The organism is Pseudomonas sp. GM78 (assembly GCF_000282475.1).
Classification (GTDB): Bacteria; Pseudomonadota; Gammaproteobacteria; order Pseudomonadales; family Pseudomonadaceae; genus Aquipseudomonas.
In genome coordinates this window covers 21,386-38,066 of record NZ_AKJF01000153.1, presented here as the reverse complement: position 1 = coordinate 38,066, position 16,681 = coordinate 21,386, and the positions used below count along the sequence as shown (strand labels likewise).

Annotated in this window: 21 protein-coding genes; 4 read left to right on the top strand and 17 right to left on the bottom strand. The window is 61.0% G+C overall.

The window, feature by feature from the left end:
* Positions 1-150: 150 nt before the first annotated feature.
* The 9 genes from PMI35_RS07545 to PMI35_RS07585 all read right to left on the bottom strand — a co-directional run bounded on the left by PMI35_RS07545 (position 151) and on the right by PMI35_RS07585 (position 6,882).
* The gene (locus PMI35_RS07545; RefSeq protein ID WP_008063519.1) at positions 151-474 is read right to left on the bottom strand and encodes a DUF3392 domain-containing protein; all 324 of its coding nucleotides are present in this window, start codon (positions 472-474) and stop codon (positions 151-153) included.
* Between the two features lie 9 nt (positions 475-483).
* Positions 484-1,689: a radical SAM family heme chaperone HemW gene (hemW, locus tag PMI35_RS07550; RefSeq protein ID WP_008063513.1), complete on the bottom strand. Its 1,206-nt coding sequence runs from the start codon at positions 1,687-1,689 to the stop codon at positions 484-486.
* Positions 1,686-2,282, bottom strand: a complete 597-nt coding sequence (gene rdgB, locus PMI35_RS07555; protein ID WP_008063510.1) for an RdgB/HAM1 family non-canonical purine NTP pyrophosphatase — start codon at positions 2,280-2,282, stop codon at positions 1,686-1,688. Before rdgB ends, hemW begins: the two co-directional genes overlap by 4 nt.
* Entirely contained in the window at positions 2,279-2,713 is a 435-nt protein-coding gene (locus tag PMI35_RS07560; protein ID WP_008063507.1) for a DUF4426 domain-containing protein, read from the bottom strand. The genes rdgB and PMI35_RS07560 overlap by 4 nt, the downstream gene beginning before the upstream one ends.
* 25 nt (positions 2,714-2,738) lie before the next feature.
* Positions 2,739-3,359 (bottom strand): methionine biosynthesis protein MetW, encoded by a 621-nt coding sequence (metW, locus tag PMI35_RS07565; protein ID WP_008063505.1) that lies wholly within the window; start codon positions 3,357-3,359, stop codon positions 2,739-2,741.
* Positions 3,360-3,366: 7 nt separating this feature from the next.
* The gene (metX, locus tag PMI35_RS07570) at positions 3,367-4,506 is read right to left on the bottom strand and encodes a homoserine O-succinyltransferase MetX (RefSeq protein ID WP_008063503.1); all 1,140 of its coding nucleotides are present in this window, start codon (positions 4,504-4,506) and stop codon (positions 3,367-3,369) included.
* Positions 4,507-4,730: 224 nt separating this feature from the next.
* On the bottom strand, positions 4,731-5,318 hold the full coding sequence (locus tag PMI35_RS07575; protein WP_008063501.1) for a YggT family protein: 588 nt from the start codon (positions 5,316-5,318) through the stop codon (positions 4,731-4,733).
* Positions 5,319-5,342: 24 nt separating this feature from the next.
* On the bottom strand, positions 5,343-6,161 hold the full coding sequence (gene proC, locus PMI35_RS07580) for a pyrroline-5-carboxylate reductase (protein ID WP_008063500.1): 819 nt from the start codon (positions 6,159-6,161) through the stop codon (positions 5,343-5,345).
* Positions 6,162-6,195: 34 nt separating this feature from the next.
* A complete protein-coding gene (locus tag PMI35_RS07585; protein ID WP_008063498.1) occupies positions 6,196-6,882 on the bottom strand; it encodes a YggS family pyridoxal phosphate-dependent enzyme in 687 nt (228 codons plus the stop codon).
* A gap of 56 nt (positions 6,883-6,938) precedes the next feature.
* Here PMI35_RS07585 and PMI35_RS07590 point away from each other — a divergent pair, with 56 nt between their 5' ends.
* The gene (locus tag PMI35_RS07590) at positions 6,939-7,973 is read left to right on the top strand and encodes a type IV pilus twitching motility protein PilT (protein WP_008063497.1); all 1,035 of its coding nucleotides are present in this window, start codon (positions 6,939-6,941) and stop codon (positions 7,971-7,973) included.
* 133 nt (positions 7,974-8,106) lie between these two features.
* Here PMI35_RS07590 and PMI35_RS07595 read toward each other — a convergent pair whose 3' ends face one another.
* On the bottom strand, positions 8,107-8,724 hold the full coding sequence (locus PMI35_RS07595) for a C40 family peptidase (protein WP_008063494.1): 618 nt from the start codon (positions 8,722-8,724) through the stop codon (positions 8,107-8,109).
* A gap of 249 nt (positions 8,725-8,973) precedes the next feature.
* Here PMI35_RS07595 and PMI35_RS07600 point away from each other — a divergent pair, with 249 nt between their 5' ends.
* Entirely contained in the window at positions 8,974-9,402 is a 429-nt protein-coding gene (locus tag PMI35_RS07600; RefSeq protein ID WP_008063490.1) for an NINE protein, read from the top strand.
* A 93-nt stretch (positions 9,403-9,495) separates the two neighbouring features.
* On the opposite strand, the gene PMI35_RS07605 is transcribed toward PMI35_RS07600, so the two are convergent.
* From PMI35_RS07605 to gshB, 7 genes are all read right to left on the bottom strand, one after another.
* Positions 9,496-10,767 carry a dihydroorotase gene (locus PMI35_RS07605; protein WP_008063487.1) on the bottom strand — a complete coding sequence of 424 codons (1,272 nt, stop codon included), beginning with the start codon at positions 10,765-10,767 and terminating at the stop codon, positions 9,496-9,498.
* Entirely contained in the window at positions 10,764-11,768 is a 1,005-nt protein-coding gene (locus PMI35_RS07610; RefSeq protein ID WP_008063486.1) for an aspartate carbamoyltransferase catalytic subunit, read from the bottom strand. Before PMI35_RS07610 ends, PMI35_RS07605 begins: the two co-directional genes overlap by 4 nt.
* Before the next feature lie 27 nt (positions 11,769-11,795).
* Entirely contained in the window at positions 11,796-12,299 is a 504-nt protein-coding gene (gene pyrR, locus PMI35_RS07615; protein WP_008063485.1) for a bifunctional pyr operon transcriptional regulator/uracil phosphoribosyltransferase PyrR, read from the bottom strand.
* Between the two features lie 86 nt (positions 12,300-12,385).
* Entirely contained in the window at positions 12,386-12,823 is a 438-nt protein-coding gene (ruvX, locus tag PMI35_RS07620; protein ID WP_008063484.1) for a Holliday junction resolvase RuvX, read from the bottom strand.
* The gene (locus PMI35_RS07625) at positions 12,823-13,395 is read right to left on the bottom strand and encodes a YqgE/AlgH family protein (RefSeq protein ID WP_008063482.1); all 573 of its coding nucleotides are present in this window, start codon (positions 13,393-13,395) and stop codon (positions 12,823-12,825) included. The genes ruvX and PMI35_RS07625 overlap by 1 nt, the downstream gene beginning before the upstream one ends.
* A gap of 180 nt (positions 13,396-13,575) precedes the next feature.
* The gene (locus PMI35_RS07630; protein ID WP_008063480.1) at positions 13,576-14,475 is read right to left on the bottom strand and encodes an energy transducer TonB; all 900 of its coding nucleotides are present in this window, start codon (positions 14,473-14,475) and stop codon (positions 13,576-13,578) included.
* A gap of 64 nt (positions 14,476-14,539) precedes the next feature.
* Complete coding sequence (gshB, locus tag PMI35_RS07635) at positions 14,540-15,493, bottom strand: glutathione synthase (protein ID WP_008063478.1); 954 nt, start codon at positions 15,491-15,493, stop codon at positions 14,540-14,542.
* A 359-nt stretch (positions 15,494-15,852) separates the two neighbouring features.
* Here gshB and pilG point away from each other — a divergent pair, with 359 nt between their 5' ends.
* The gene (pilG, locus tag PMI35_RS07640; RefSeq protein WP_008063477.1) at positions 15,853-16,257 is read left to right on the top strand and encodes a twitching motility response regulator PilG; all 405 of its coding nucleotides are present in this window, start codon (positions 15,853-15,855) and stop codon (positions 16,255-16,257) included.
* Positions 16,258-16,314: 57 nt separating this feature from the next.
* A complete protein-coding gene (gene pilH / locus PMI35_RS07645; RefSeq protein WP_007897961.1) occupies positions 16,315-16,680 on the top strand; it encodes a twitching motility response regulator PilH in 366 nt (121 codons plus the stop codon).
* Position 16,681: the final 1 nt, after the last annotated feature.

The following is a 16,681-nucleotide window of genomic DNA, read 5'->3' as shown; positions in this document are numbered from 1 at the left end:
GGCGGCCTTAAAGCCGACCTGATTGCAGGTTTGTGCGCGATCCCATTGTGGGAGCCAGCCTGCTGGCGATGGTGTGTCAGTCGACATCAATGTGTCTGACACACCATCGCCAGCAGGCTGGCTCCCACAGTTATTTTGGACACGCAAAAATCAGCGGCGGTCGGCTACTACGCCGATAAGCACCAGCACCACCAGCAACACCGGCGCCAGGCTGTAGTTGTTGAACTGGCTCAGGCCCTTGACGATCCACGGCGTGGCGTAGATCAACGCCGCACCGCTGCCGATCATGCACAGCAGGGACATCAGCGGTACGCGCAAGGCGCCGGCGATGCTGCCCAGGCGTTGCTCGACCCAGCCCTTGAAATCCGCACCGAACAGCACCAGCAGGCAACCGACCAGGGCGAGGGCGATTTCCGAGAGATTGCTGCGGCTCCAGCGAGACGCGGTGGCGAGCAGGTCGAGTACCAAATCCATTCGATTTCCTTATGTCAGAAATTTCTGCAGCAAGTCGTTGAGGAAGAGTTGTCCGCGCTCGGTAGCCGCCAGACGTGACGGTTCGACCTGCAACAGGCCGCTTTGTTCGGCTTCGCGACGGCTTTCGGCGAGGCTTTCCAGGGTCATGCCAGTGCGTTCCGGATATAGCCGCGCCTCGACACCTGCGGTCAGGCGCAGGGCATTCATCAGGAACTCGAACGGCATTTCTTCATTGCTCAGCGCTTTTTCGCCAGCCTGGTAGCGCTTTTTCGGGTTCAGGTAGTCTTTCGGCAGGCGGGTCTTCCAGGTGCGGATAATGCGCCCGTCCGGATGGCTGAGCTTGCCGTGGGCGCCGGCACCGATGCCGATGAAGTCGCCGAAGCTCCAGTAATTGAGGTTATGCCGTGCCGGACGGCCGGGCTGGGCATAAGCCGAAACTTCATACTGGGCATAACCGTGTTCGGCCAACAGCGCCTGGCCGGCCTCCTGGATATCCCACAGGGTGTCGTCTTCCGGCAGCGTTGGCGGTTGGTTCCAGAATACGGTGTTCGGCTCCAGAGTCAGCTGATACCAGGACAGGTGGGTCGGCTTCAAGGCGATGGCCTGGCGCAAGTCGCTCAGGGCATCGTCCAGCGATTGATCGGGCAAGCCGTGCATCAAGTCCAGGTTGAAGTTATCGAACCCCGCTTGACGGGCCATGCCGGCGGCGCGCACGGCCTCGTCACCGTTGTGGATGCGACCCAGGGCAGTGAGCTTTTCTTGCTGGAAACTCTGGATGCCAATCGACAGGCGATTGATGCCCAGTGCGCGGTAGGCGATGAACTTCTCTTGTTCGAAGGTCCCCGGATTGGCTTCCAGGGTGATCTCGATGTCGCTGGCGAAAGGAATCCGCTGTTCCACACCCTTGAGCAAGCGCCCCAAGGCTTGTGCGCTGAACAGGCTGGGCGTGCCGCCGCCGAAGAAGATCGAGCTCAGCTCGCGGCCGTAGACGGCGTGCAGGTCCTGATCAAGGTCAGCCAGCAATGCGTCGACATACTCTTCTTCCGGCAGCACGGGGCTGGCGGTGTGGGAGTTAAAGTCGCAATAAGGGCATTTGCGTACGCACCACGGGATGTGGATGTACAGCGCCAGGGGCGGCAGCACAGGCAGGGCGGCCCGAGGCGATTGTGCGGCGCCGCCGAAGATCAGCGGCGACGCGGAGGATTCACGGGTCATTTCAAGCCCAGACGCTGGCGCAGCAGATCCATTGCACGGGCGCGGTGACTGATCTGGTTCTTGTCGCCCGGGCTGAGCTCGGCGCTGGAGCAATCACGCTCCGGCACCCAGAACAGCGGGTCGTAGCCAAAACCGTGTTCGCCGCTGGCCTGGGTCAGGATGCGCCCGTGCCACAGGCCTTCACACAGGATTGGCAGTGGATCGTCGGCATGACGGACCAATGCCAGCACACAGACGAACTGCGCGCCACGCTCGGCTTCGGGCACGTCCTTCAACACCTCGAGCAGCTTGGCGTTGTTCGCCGCATCGCCCTTGCCATCGGCATAACGCGCCGAGTAGATGCCCGGCGCACCGCCAAGGAAATCCACCGCCAGCCCGGAATCGTCGGCCAGTGCTGGCAAGCCGGAAATGCGCGCGGCATTGCGGGCCTTGAGGATGGCGTTCTCGACGAACGACAGGCCGGTTTCTTCAGGCTCCACGCTGCTGAACTCGCCGATCGAGCGCAGTTGCACCGACTCGCCGAGCATGGCCTGGAGTTCCTTGAGTTTGCCGGCGTTATGGCTGGCCAGTACGAGTTGCGTGAAGTTGATCATTCGCCGGGGAAGAGCTCTTGGTTGAAGTTGATGGTGTTGATTTTGTCACCGGTCTGCACCTTGATGTCGAAGGTGCGGGTTTCCTGCTGTTCCACCGGGTATTGGGCGATGTAGTAGATCGCGCCTTGTTCGGTGATCTGCCGGAATTTCAGGTTAATGCTTTGGCTGGTCAGGTCTTTGACCGTACCGCTGACCTGGGCCATCTGCGGCTTGCCGTCCTTGATCACCGAAACGTTGATCACGCCCTGATTCTTGCTGCGTGTCAGTTCCGCAGCCTTGGCAATGTCGGGTGTCAGGAACGTGGAGTTGAAGGTGTTGTAGTGCACCGTCGTGTCGCCAAAGACTTCCTTGCGATCACCTTTGATTGCATCGGCGGCCATGGCCGTGACGCTCAGGCAGGCGGTGAGTAGTAACAGCGCTAGACGACCCATGATCATTCTCCTCGAAATAAGGTGTTCAGACCGCGACCTTGTGGTCTGCAAGCCCCGGGCTGCTGACGCGGTAAATGCCGATCTCACCTAACAGATTAGGCCATAGCTTGCTGGCCCACCCGTGCCGATGCTGTTGATCCACGGCCAGCCGATCAATGACCTTGGCTTCACGTTCGAGGCACAAGGCTTCAAAGTCGGCGAAGGTGCAGAAGTGAATGTTCGGCGTGTTGTACCAGGTGTACGGCAGAAACTCGGAAACCGGCATCCGGCCCTTGCTCGCCAGGTACCAGCGGCAGCGCCAGTGACCGAAATTGGGGAAGGTGATGATGCACTGGCGGCCGACCCGCAGCATTTCGTCGAGGATCTTGTCCGGGTAGTGCACCGCTTGCAGCGCCTGGGTCATGACCACGATGTCGAAACTGTTGCTGGCAAAGTTGCCCAGGCCCTTGTCCAGGTCCTGCTCGATGACGTTGATGCCCTTGGCCACGCATTCGGCGATGTTATCCGCGTCGTTTTCCAGGCCGTAGCCGGTGACCTGCTTGTTGTCGCGCAGCCAGGTCAGCAGTTCGCCGTTGCCGCAACCGAGGTCGAGCACGCGGCTGCCGGCGGGGATCCATTCCTGGATGATTTCCAGATCAGCTCTCATGGCTATCTCACAACGTAATGCGGTTCATGTAATTGCCGAACGCCTGCAAGTAGCGCGGGATCGGAATCAGGAAGGCGTCGTGGCCTTGCGGCGCGTCGATTTCCAGGTAGCAGACGTCCTTGCGCGCGGCCATCAGCGCGTCCACCAGTTCCCGCGAGCGGGCAGGGGAGAAGCGCCAGTCGGTGGTGAACGACATCACGCAGAACTTGGCGGTGGCGTTGGCGAAGGTTTTCGCCAGGTCATCGTCGAAGTTGGCCGCCGGGTCGAAGTAGTCCAGGGCCTTGGTCATCAGCAGGTAAGTGTTGGCGTCGAAACGCCCGGAGAACTCTTCACCCTGATAGCGCAGGTAGCTTTCGACCTGGAACTCGACGCTGTGGAAGTCGTAGTTGAGCTTCTCGCTTTTCAGGCCGCGACCGAATTTCTCACCCATGGAGTCGTCGGACAGGTAGGTGATGTGCCCGACCATGCGCGCCAGCATCAGCCCGCGCTTGGGGATCACGCTGTGTTCCTGGAACGAGCCACCGTGGAATTCGGGGTCGGTGAGGATCGCCTGGCGCGCCACTTCGTTGAAGGCGATGTTCTGCGCCGACAGCTTGGGGGCCGAGGCGATGGCCAGGCAATGACGGATGCGGTCTGGGTAAGTGATGCTCCACTGCATCGCCTGCATGCCACCCAGGCTGCCGCCGATCACGGCGGCAAATTGGGCGATGCCGAGGCGATCGGCCAGGCGCGCCTGGCTGTGCACCCAGTCTTCCACGGTCAATACCGGGAAATCGGCGCCGAACGGCTTGCCGGTTTCCGGGTTGATGCTGCTCGGGCCGGTAGAGCCGTTGCAGCCACCGAGGTTGTTCAGGCTGACCACGAAGAACTTGCTGGTGTCGATGGGCTTGCCGGGACCGATGCAGCTGTCCCACCAACCGGGTTTGCGGTCGTCGGGGCTGTGATAGCCGGCGGCATGGTGGTGGCCGGACAAGGCGTGGCAGATCAGCACGGCGTTGCTCGCCGTGGCGTTCAGTGTGCCGTAGGTCTCGTAGATCAGGTCATAGGCCGGGAGCGAACGGCCGCAGGCCAACGCCAGGGGTTCGCTGAAGTGCGCCACTTGTGGCGTCACCAGACCAACAGAATCGGAAGGAAAGGCAGCTGGCATCGACCCTGCTCTCGTTGAAATGAGGCGTAAGTCTAAAGACCGGTGGGGTAAGCGGCAAGCAAAGGCCGGGCCTCATTTTATCCAGCTGGACCGAGGCGCTGCCTTCGCGGGCAAGCCTTGCTCCTACAAGTCCCGGGTTGCATACAAATCCCGCGACCGACTCAATATTGTAGGAGCAAGGCTTGCCCGCGATGAACGATGACGCGGTTAGCCTGCTGAACGCATCAGATCAGGCCGAACAGTTGTTTCGGCATCAGCGCGTAGTAAGCCAGACGCGGAATCAGCCAGCTCTGCAGCAATTGCAGCGCGATGAAGGCGAAGATCGGCGAGATGTCGAGGCCGCCCAGGTTCGGAATGATCCGGCGGAACGGCGCCAATACCGGTTCAGTGATCTGCTGGACCAACTCGGCGCCCGGGTTGTGGCTTCCCGGAGCGACCCAGGACAGGATCACGCTGATGATCATCGCCCAGAACAGGATCTTCAAGAACAGCGCGAAGATGCCGATCAGTGCCCAGGGGGCCAGGAACAGCACATCGATCGAGTAACCACTGAGCAGCAGGATGACCGCGAACAGCGCCATTTGCACGACCAGGGCCAGTACCAGCGAGGACATGTCCAGCCCGAACATGCTCGGGATAACCCGGCGCAGTGGCTTGAGCAGCGGTTGCGTGGCCTTGACGGCGAATTGGCAGAGCGGGTTGTAGAAGTTCGCCCGCACCAATTGCAGGATGAAACGCAGCAGCACGATCAAAAGATACAGGCTGCCCAAGGTCTGGATCACAAAAATGGCAGCGTCATTGAGTCCGAGCATTATTGATTCCTTATTAAGTGCTGATTAGCGACCGAGTTGCTCAGCCATCTCGGCCGAGCGGTGCGCGGCGGCGCCCAGGGCTTTTTCGACCAGTGCTTCAAAGCCATTGGCCTGGAACGATTTGATCGCGGCTTCTGTGGTGCCGGCGGGCGACGTGACGCGGCGACGCAGCTCGGCGGCGTCGACGTCGCTGGACACTGCCATGTGGGCAGCGCCCAAAGCGGTTTGCAGGGTCAGTTGGGCGGCGATGTCTGCTGGCAGGCCGAGTTTGACGCCAGCGGCGGTCATGGCTTCGATCAGCAGGAAAAAGTACGCAGGGCCGGAACCTGAAACGGCGGTGACCGCATCCAGTTGCTGTTCTTCATCCAGCCACAGGGCAATACCAACCGCCGATAGCAGCTCTTGAGCTTGCTGACGTTGTTCAGTGGTCACTTGGGCGGTGGCGAACAGGCCGCTCACGCCCTGGCGCAACAGTGCCGGGGTGTTAGGCATGCAGCGCACGATCGGCTGGGCGCCGAGCCAGTTGTTCATGCTGGCGCAAGTAATGCCAGCGGCAATCGACACCACCAGTTGCCCGGGCTTCAGGCTTGGGCGAATGGCTTCGCAGACAGCCTTCATCGCCTGGGGCTTGACCGCCAGCACCACCACATCGGCGCCTTCAATGGCCTGGGCATTGTCGGCGAATACTTCGATGCCATGTTCGGCGCTCACACGGGTGCGGGTTTCTTCGCCCGGATCGCTGGCGCGGATCTGCGCGGCTTCCAGACCTTTGGCCCGCAGGCCGCCGATCAAGCTGGCGGCCATGTTGCCGGCACCGATAAAGGCAATACGCGTCTTGCTCATGTCAGGTCCTTATCAAGAAGTGGGATGGCCATATTTACGACTGGCTGTAGTCGCGGGCGCCAAACAGTGCGGTACCGATCCGCACCCACGTGGCGCCCTGGGCGATGGCCGATTCGAGATCGTGGCTCATCCCCATGGAAAGTGTGTCGAGCGGCAGATTCAGGCTGGCCTGCAGGTTTTGCACGGCAGCGAAAGCGGCATCCTGGGCGGCACGATCTTCGGTCGGCTCGGGAATGGCCATCAGCCCGCGCAATTTCAGGCGCGGCAAGGCGCTGATGGCGTTGGCCAGGGCCGGCAGGTCCGCCGGGGTGCAGCCGGACTTGCTGGCTTCACCGCTGACATTGACCTGGATGCAGATGTTCAGCGGTGGCATTTCGGCGGGGCGTTGCTCGGACAGGCGTTGCGCGATTTTCAGGCGGTCCACGGAATGCACCCAGGCGAAGTGCTCGGCGATTGCACGAGTCTTGTTCGATTGAATGGGGCCGATGAAGTGCCAGATCAAGGGCAGGTCGCTCAGTTCAAGCTGCTTGCCCAGGGCTTCCTGCAGGTAGTTCTCGCCAAAGTCGCGCAGGCCAGCGGCATAGGCTTCACGCAGCGCCTGTGCGGGTTTGGTCTTGCTGACGGCCAGCAACTGCACGCTGTTTTCATCGCGGTGGGCGGCGAGGGCGGCGGCACGGATACGTGAACCAACCCGTTCAATGTTGTCTGCTATCGTGGACATTCAAGAGGCGCCAGCGGTCTGAGGTTGGCGGCATTCTACTGGAATTGAGGGGTGCTATGGATATCACTGAGTTGCTGGCGTTCAGCGCCAAACAAGGCGCATCCGACCTGCATTTGTCGGCAGGGCTGCCACCGATGATTCGCGTCGATGGCGATGTGCGGCGCATCAACTTGCCGGCCCTGGGACACAAGGAAGTGCAGGCGCTGATCTACGACATCATGAACGACGCCCAGCGGGTGGCGTTCGAAAAGCACCTGGAAACCGACTTTTCCTTTGATGTGCCGGGTGTCGCGCGATTTCGGGTCAATGTCTTCAATCAGAGTCGAGGTGCCGGTGCTGTCTTTCGCACGATCCCGTCCAGGGTCCAAAGCATGGAAGAGTTGGGCATGGGCGAAGTGTTTCGCAAGATGACCGACGCGCCACGCGGCCTGGTCCTGGTGACCGGCCCGACGGGGTCCGGCAAGTCCACCACCCTGGCGGCGATGATCGACTACCTGAACAGCCATCGCCATCACCACATCCTTACGATCGAAGACCCTATCGAGTTTGTCCACGAATCGCGCAAATGCCTGATCAATCAGCGTGAAGTCCACCGCGATACCCGCAGTTTCGCCACAGCCTTGCGTTCGGCCCTGCGCGAAGATCCGGATGTGATCCTGGTGGGGGAGATGCGTGACCTGGAAACCATCCGCCTGGCCTTGACCGCTGCCGAGACCGGCCACCTGGTGTTCGGCACGCTGCACACGACCTCGGCGGCGAAAACGATCGACCGGATCATCGACGTGTTTCCGGGGGACGAGAAGTCGATGGTGCGTTCGATGCTGTCCGAGTCGTTGCTGGCGGTGGTGTCCCAGACCCTGGTGAAGAAGATTGGGGGCGGGCGGGTCGCGGCCCACGAGATCATGCTGGGAACGTCGGCGATCCGTAACCTGATCCGGGAAGACAAGGTGGCACAGATGTACTCGTCGATTCAGGCGGGCGGGTCGCTGGGGATGCAGACGCTGGATATGGGCTTGAAGGAGCTGGTGACCAAGGGCCTGGTCAATCGCGAACAGGCGCGGGAGAAGGCACGGTCGCCGGATAATTTCTGAGGAAGAAATGTAGTGCTTTCATGGGCCCCATCGCGAGCAGGCTCGCTCCCACAGGGACTGCGTAAATCCTGTGGGAGCGAGCCTGCTCGCGAAGGGGTCATCATGTTCAGTGCAAATACCGGATGCGTTCAGATCAGCGCTGAACAACCTGCATCGCTTTCTGATCTTTCGGCAGAACCCGCTTGGCCACTACGTAGTGCTTTTCCCAGTACGGTTTCTTCAAGGTGTCGATGCTCACCGACTTGCCACGGCGTGGTGCGTGGATGAAGCGGTCGTTGCCCAGGTAGATGGCAACATGATTGACTCGACGGCTCTTGATGTTGAAGAAAATCAGGTCGCCCGGTTTCAAATCGTTGCGATCGACTTTCTCGCCATGACCGCTGGCCATGGCATTGGAGGTACGCGGCAGGTCAAACGTGGCGTCGTTGAACGCGTATTTCACCAGGCCGCTGCAGTCGAAGCCTTTGCTCGGGCTGCTGCCGCCCCAGCGGTACGGCGTACCGAGGACGTTGACGGCGCGGCTCAGCACGTTGCTGCTTTCCCGGGTCGCCATCGGCGGCACCAGGCTGCTTTTGCTGACCAGCTGTGGAGCCAGTTTGAGCGATTTCTTGCTTTTGCTCGAAGGAGCAGCAGCATGGGATTTTTGGGTGTAACCATTAACGTTCGGAAGACGTTGCTCACGATTGGTGGCGTGGGCGGCCAGTGGCAATAATAGGCAAATGGTTAGCCATGTCTTGAAAAATGGACGCATTAGGCAGGGCTCGTATAAGTTAGCGCGAAACTTTATAACAGCTTTTTTTGGCATTCCGAGGCCGTTGGTCGATTCCATCTGGGTCTAACGGAACCAAATGAGCGGTAAATTGACGCAATTGTCTGACAGAAGTCAGGTGCCATAAGGGTTTGGCGGAAGGGACAGTATCAGTTGCCATACGTCGGCTGCTCGTAAAAAAGTCACAAAGATTTAAAGAATATTTATCTATCGTGTGAATCGAGGTCCTCCATGAACACCTATCAACCGCCCGTTCCGCATCAAGACACCCACAGCAAGGTGATCGGTTACCTGCTGTGGATTTTTGGATTTACCGGTGCTCACCGCTTTTATTACGGCAAGCCGGTGACCGGGACGATCTGGTTTTTCACCTTCGGTTTGCTGGGGATCGGCTGGTTGATCGACCTGTTCCTGATCCCGGCCATGGACCGTGAAGCGGACCTGCGATTTACCGCAGGTCCCATCGAATACAACGTGGCGTGGATCCTGTTGACGTTTCTCGGGGTGTTCGGTGTGCACCGGATGTATCAGGGGAAGTGGATCAGCGGGTTGCTGTACCTGGTGACGGGTGGGTTGTTCTTTCTGGGGGTGCTGTATGACTTCTGGACACTGAATGACCAGGTTTCTGTGCGTAACGCCCAGAATCGCGGCGCCTTTTAATAAGTCATCGCCAGCAGGCTGGCTCCCACAGGATTTGTGTCGTTCACAGATCCTGTGGGAGCTAGCCCTGCTGGCGATTGGGACGACGCGGTTTTAAGCCTGGTGGCTGATCCGGCCGTCGACCAGTGTGTAACGCACCACACCCGGCAAGCTGTGACCCAGGAACGGGCAGTTCTCGCCTTTGGACAGCCAGGTCTCACCGGCCACGGTCGAGGCCGCCGGGTCGAACAGCACGATATCCGCCGCGCCACCCACCGCCAGCTTGCCCGCCGGCAGGCGCAAGGCCTCGGCAGGGCCGGCACTGAGTCGTGCCAGCAGCGTCGGCAGGTCGAGCAAGCCGTCTTCAACCAAAGTCATCGCCAGCGGCAGCAGCAGTTCAACACTGCTGATGCCAGGCTCGGTAGCCCCGAACGGCGCCAGTTTGGCGTCCCGCTCGTGGGGTTGGTGATGGCTGGAAATGGCCGACACCACGCCTGACTTCACGGCGGCACGCAAACCCTCACGGTCTGCGCGGGTGCGCAGCGGTGGCTGCACGTGATAGAGGCTGCTGAAATCGATCAGCGCTTCGTCGGTCAGAATCAACTGGTACAGGGCGACATCCGCCGTGACCTTCAAGCCGCGCTGCTGGGCCTGGGCGATCAGGGCCACGCCACGGGCGCTGGTCAGCTGGCTGAAGTGCGCGCGCACGCCGGTTTGCTCAACCAGCAGCAGATCCCGGGCCAGTGCCACGGTTTCAGCAGTTTCCGGAATCCCCGGCAGGCCGAGGAAGCTCGCGGTCGGTCCTTCATGGGCCAGGCCGCCTTCCGCCAGGTCATGGTCCTGGGAGTTGAAGATCACCGTGAGGTCGAAGGTGGCCGCGTAATCCAGAGCCCGGCACAGGGTGCGGGTGTTGCGGAAACTTTCCAGGCCGTTGCCGAAGGCCACGCAACCGGCATCGCGCAAGGCAACCAGCTCTGCAAGCTGTTCGCCGTCCAGGCCTTTGCTCAGTGCGCCGATCGGGAACACTTTGGCGTTACCGGCTTCGCGGGCGCGGTCGAGGATCAGTTCGGCCACGGCCGAGGTGTCCAGCACCGGCTTGGTTTTTGGCGGGCAGCACAGGCTGGTTACGCCACCGGCAGCGGCGGCGCGGGTTTCGCTGACAATCGAACCTTTGCGGCTGTAGCCCGGCTCGCGCAGGGCGACGTTGAGGTCGACCAGGCCAGGGGCGGCCACCAGGCCTGTGGCGTCAATGGTATCGACGGCGACAAAACCGGCTGGCGCAGCGCCAAGGGCGACGACTTTGCAGGCTTCAATGTGGATATCGGTGACTTGATCCAGGCCGCTGGCCGGATCGATGACGCGGGCGCCAAGAATGCTGAGCTTCACTGAACGTTCTCCTGCTCGAATTGGCGTTGCGCAGTTTGACCGCTCATGGCCATGGACAAGACGGCCATGCGAATCGCGATGCCGTAGGTCACCTGGTTGAGGATTACCGAATGTGGACCGTCGGCTACCGCCGATTCGATCTCCACGCCCCGGTTGATCGGCCCCGGGTGCATGACGATGGCATCCGGCTTGGCGCCGGCCAGGCGCGCGGTGGTCAGGCCGAACAGGCGATAGAACTCGCCCTCGCTCGGCAGCAGGCCGCCGGTCATGCGCTCGCGCTGCAGGCGCAGCATGATCACCACGTCGACGTCTTTCAGGCCTTCGGTCATGTCGGTGTAGACCTTCACGCCGTATTGCTCGATGCCGATCGGCAGCAAGGTCTTCGGCGCGATCACGCGGATGTCCGGGCAACCCAGGGTTTTCAGGGCCAGCATGTTTGAGCGCGCCACCCGGGAGTGCAGGATGTCGCCGACGATGGCCACTGAAAGGTTTTCGAAGCCGCCCTTGTGCCGGCGGATGGTCAGCATGTCGAGCATGCCCTGGGTCGGGTGGGCGTGACGGCCGTCGCCGCCGTTGATGATCGCCACTTGAGGGCAAACATGTTCGGCGATGAAGTGTGCGGCACCGGAATCACCGTGGCGCACGACGAACATGTCGGCGGCCATTGCTTCCAGGTTGCGCAGGGTGTCGAGCAGGGTTTCCCCCTTGCTCGCCGACGATGTCGACACGTTCAGGGTGATCACGTCCGCCGACAGCCGCTGGGCCGCCAGTTCGAAGGTGGTGCGGGTGCGGGTGGAGTTTTCGAAGAACACGTTGCACACGGTCTTGCCGCGCAGCAACGGGACTTTCTTCACCGCCCGGGCGCCGACTTCGAGGAACGAGTCGGCGGTGTCGAGGATTTCCGTCAGCAGCTCGCGGCGCAAACCGTCGAGCGAGAGGAAGTGGCGCAGCTGGCCCTGATCATTGAGCTGCAGCGGGCGCTTGGTATCTGGAGGCGTCATCGCGAGGGGGACTCTCAATAGGGCGAATTAAAGGGCGAGGTCTTGCAGTTCGAGCTTGAGTTCCGGCCCCGACAGTTTCACCCGCTCGTGGGCTGCCAGGGACAGGGTCGCACCCAGTACGTTCGGGCGGATCGGCAGTTCCCCGGCGTCCAGGTCCAGCAGGCAGACCAGCGTCACGCTGGCCGGGCGGCCATAGTCGAAGAGTTCGTTCATGGCAGCGCGAATGGTCCGCCCGCTCATCAGTACGTCGTCGATCAGCACCAGATGCTGGCCTTCGATCTCGAACGGCAGGGCCGACGGGCGCACTTGCGGGTGCAGGCCGTTCTGGCTGAAGTCGTCGCGGTAGAAGGAAACGTCGAGTGTGCCAAGCGGTTCAGCGCTGCCCAGCTCTTTGAGCAGGGCCTGGGCAACCCACACACCACCGGTACGAATGCCGATGTAGCGCGGTTCGCTGATGCCACGGTGTTCCAGGTGTGCCTTGAGACGGATCGCCATCTGGCTGATCAGTTCGGCGGGATTGGGCAGGCTCATGGTTGCTCCTTCTTGGGCCCGAGCCGGGTCGTTGCCGCAGGTGGCTCGGGTTGTAGCTAAAAGAGACGGGTGACGGCTCTTCAGGATTAGGATTGGAACAATGCGCTGTTCTCGTCGAGCCAGCCTTGCAGCAGCAGGGCGGCGGCGATGGCATCCACCGGGTTGTCGCGGTAGCTGCCTTTCTGCCCGCCCCGGGCCAGGCGTTCGCCCTTGGCCTCGTAGGTGGTCAGGCGTTCATCGTGGGTGTAGAAGGGCAGGTTGAAGCGGCCGTTCAGGCGCCGGGCGAACTTTTCCGCGCGGGCGCACATGTCGCTGGGCGTGCCGTCCATGTTCAGCGGCAGGCCGACCACCACGGCATCGGGCTTCCACTCCTTGATCAGCGCTTCGACCTGATCCCAGTCGGGAATACCGTTTTGTGCCTTCAAGGTGCACAGCTCGCGGGCCTGGCCGGTGATGACCTGGCCAACCGCAACGCCGATCTGTTTGGTGCCGTAGTCGAATCCCAGAATCAACCGCAGGGCCATCAGGCGTGCCCCGCCTGGCTGGTGAGCAGGCTGAGGTTGACGCCCAGGTGCTTGGCTGCCGCTTCCAGGCGCAGCTCGCTGCTGGTGTTGAACAGGATGTCGGCGTCGTACGGGCAGGTCAGCCAGGCGTTCTGGGCCAGTTCGGCCTCCAGTTGCCCGGCTTCCCAACCGGCATAACCCAGGGTGATCACGCTTTTCGCCGGGCCGACGCCATCGGCGATGGCGAACAGCACGTCCTGGGAGGTCGACAGGGACAGCTCGCCTTCCAGATCGACGGTCGCTTGAAAACTCTGGCCCTTGGGGTGCAGGACAAAGCCGCGATCGGTCTGCACCGGACCGCCGATGAAAATCGGCACGTGCTGGCACAGCGCGGGCGGCTCGATGTCCGGGCGCAATTGCTCGAGGATATCGGCCAGGTTCAGGTCCTGCGGACGGTTGACCACAAGCCCCATGGCACCATTGGCCGTGTGCTCGACGATGTAGGTCAAGGTGTGGGCAAAGTTCGGGTCGACCATGTGAGGCATGGCGATCAGGAAGTGATGCTTGAGGTAGCTGGGGCTGACGTTTTTCATGAACGCTAGTGTGGCGTTGGAGGGACGAACTGACAAGCTGGGGATGCCGCAATTTGGCAGGCTTCATCGATCCAATGTGGGAGCGAGCCTGCTCGCGATGACGGCGGCACATTCAAAATTGATGTGTCAGACAGACCGCTATCGCGAGCAGGCTCGCTCCCACAAGGGGATTTGTGGTGGTCAGTTGCTTGAGAGGCGATCGCCGCGGGCAAATTTCCACGTGCGGATGATTTCCAGTCGATCGATGTCCGACAGGTCCCCGGTAAAGGGGGCAAACGGCGCTGCCAGGCGCACGATGCGCTGGGCCGCCTGGTCCAGCAGCGGTTGCCCGGACGACTCCAGTACCAGCACCTCATACAGCGAGCCGTCGCGGTTGATCGAGACCATCAGGCGCAAGTTGCCGTAAATCTGCTTGCGCCGGGCTTCGTCGGGGTAATTGAGATTACCGATGCGCTCGACTTTTTTACGCCATTCATCCTTATACCAGGCGCCCTTGTCGCGCATGGTCGAGGCGGCGCTCAAGCGGTGGATGCGCGGGCGCTTGGCGTACAACTGTTGTTCCTGGGCCAGTTCGGCTTCGAGGCTGGCGATGTCGCTGGACAGTTGTTCGCTATCAAAGGTCGGTGCCGCCACCGCAGGTTTGGTGACGGGCTTGGGCTCTTCTGTTTTCGCCGCGGCTTTCTTCGGCTTCGGCGCAACCGTGGTCACGGCAGCCTTGGGCGGGGCTTCCTGCTGTTCAGGCTTGGCCGCTGGCGGTGGCGTGACTTTCTGAACCTTATTGTCCTGGAAGGGCGCAATCTCGGTGGTCTTGGGGACGGCCTTCTTGTCCAGGGTGCCGCTGCCTTGCTGATTTTCCTGGGCAAGGAAATCGGCCTTTTCCGGCTTCTTTTCGCTTTTGAAGGTGGCGAGGGTGATTTCCAGGGTCTTACTGATCTGCTTGGGCTCGACCATCGTAAAGCCGACACCCAGCAATAAGGCCAGGTGCACCAACGCCGCCAGAAACAGGGTAAATCCGAGGCGATCGGCCGGGCGCACGCCGTGGTGGGCGAGTTCGGGGGGCAGATCGGACGGGAGGGTCATGACAAGGAAACCAACATCACGTTTTCACAGGCCGCGCATGATAACGCAATGTTGGTTTGGCTTTTCAACGGGCCTTTAGCTTCTGATCGATGGCATCCATCAGCATGCCGCCGATATCGGTGCCGAAGGCGTTATCGATTTCGCGGATGCAGGTCGGGCTGGTGACGTTGATTTCTGTCAGGTGCTCGCCGATCACATCGAGGCCGACAAACAACAGGCCTTTTTCGCGCAGGGTCGGGCCGACTTGTGCGGCGATCCAGCGATCCTTCTCGGTCAACGGACGGGCTTCGCCGCGCCCACCGGCGGCGAGGTTGCCACGGGTTTCACCGGCCGCGGGAATGCGCGCCAGGCAATAGTCCACCGGCTCGCCGTCGATCATCAGGATGCGCTTGTCGCCATCGACGATGGCCGGCAGGTAGCCCTGGATCATGATTTGCTGCTGGCCGTGCAGGGTCAGGGTTTCGAGGATCACCGACAGGTTCGGGTGGCCGGCGGTGTGACGGAAGATCGAGGACCCGCCCATGCCGTCCAGCGGCTTGAGGATCACGTCGCCATGATGGTCGGCGAATTCGCGCAATACGTCAGGGCGACGGCTGACGATGGTCGGCGGCGTGCACTGCGGGAACAGCGTGGCGAACAGTTTTTCATTGCAGTCACGCAGGCTCTGCGGCTTGTTGACCACCAGCACGCCGGCGCTCTCGGCCTGTTCCAGCAAATAAGTGGAATAGACGAATTCCATGTCGAAGGGTGGATCCTTGCGCATCAGGATCACGTCCAGGTCGCTCAGCAGGTTGTCCTGCTCGGCTTCCAGCTCGAACCATTTTTCCGGGTTGGCGAACACTTTCAGCGGACGCATCCGCGCCCGGGCCTGACCCTCGGCCTGGTACAGGTCGCGCTGCTCCATGTAGAACAGTTCCCAGCCGCGTTTCTGTGCGGCCAGCAGCATGGCCAGCGAGCTATCCTTTTTATAGGAGATGCTGGCGATAGGATCCATGACAATCCCGACACGAACGCTCATGGGTGTTTCCTCAGAAGTGGGTGAGGCCTATGTAAATCCTGTAGGAGCGAGCCTGCTCGCGATGGGCTAAAGATCACCGCGCTCATCCTGCTGATTCGCGTCATCGTTGACGACCATCGCGAGCAGGCTCGCTCCCACAAAAGATCAATCCAAAGGACCGTATAAAAGTGGCGTCAGAGTGGCGCTGAGTGTGTTCCCGGTCAAGGAAAAACCACTCCCATGGCCGGCCGATAGATTGGATTTGGAGACTGTGCTAAAAAGGCTGCCATGTTGTGCCGGCCCTTGAGCATCAAGGGTTTCGAGCCCTCGATGCCCTGCAGATGGACAAATAGATTCGCAAAGGCGACGGTAGAGCACCTATGGAAAAGCAACCCAGCGCCTTGAAGGTCATGGTGATCGACGATTCGAAGACGATTCGCCGCACCGCCGAAACACTGCTCAAGAACGTGGGGTGCGAGGTCATCACGGCCATCGACGGCTTCGATGCCCTGGCCAAGATCGCCGATCACCACCCCGGTATCATCTTTGTCGACATCATGATGCCGCGCCTGGATGGCTATCAGACCTGCGCATTGATCAAGAACAACAGTGCATTCAAGTCCACGCCAGTGATTATGCTGTCGTCCAAGGACGGGCTGTTCGACAAGGCCAAGGGGCGCATCGTCGGCTCCGACCAGTTTCTGACCAAGCCTTTCAGCAAGGAAGAACTGCTGAACGCGATCCAGGCCCATGTTCCGGGCTTTGCCGCTGTTTTGCCGCAGTAAGACACCTACAGTGACGCTCGGCCATTGGGCCCTGCGTCGACAAGAATGGGGAAGACCATGGCACGTATCCTGATCGTCGACGATTCGCCGACCGAAATGTACAAACTGACCGGCATGCTGGAAAAGCACGGTCATGAAGTATTGAAAGCCGAAAACGGCGCAGACGGCGTGGCCCTGGCCCGCCAGGAAAAACCCGACGCGGTGCTGATGGATATCGTCATGCCCGGACTCAACGGTTTCCAGGCCACCCGCCAGTTGACCAAAGACCCGGAAACCGGACACATCCCGGTGATCATCATCACCACCAAGGATCAGGAAACCGACAAGGTCTGGGGCACGCGCCAAGGGGCCAAGGACTACCTGACCAAGCCGGTCGACGAAGACACCCTGATCAAGACCCTGAACAACGTGCTGGCCGGTTGAT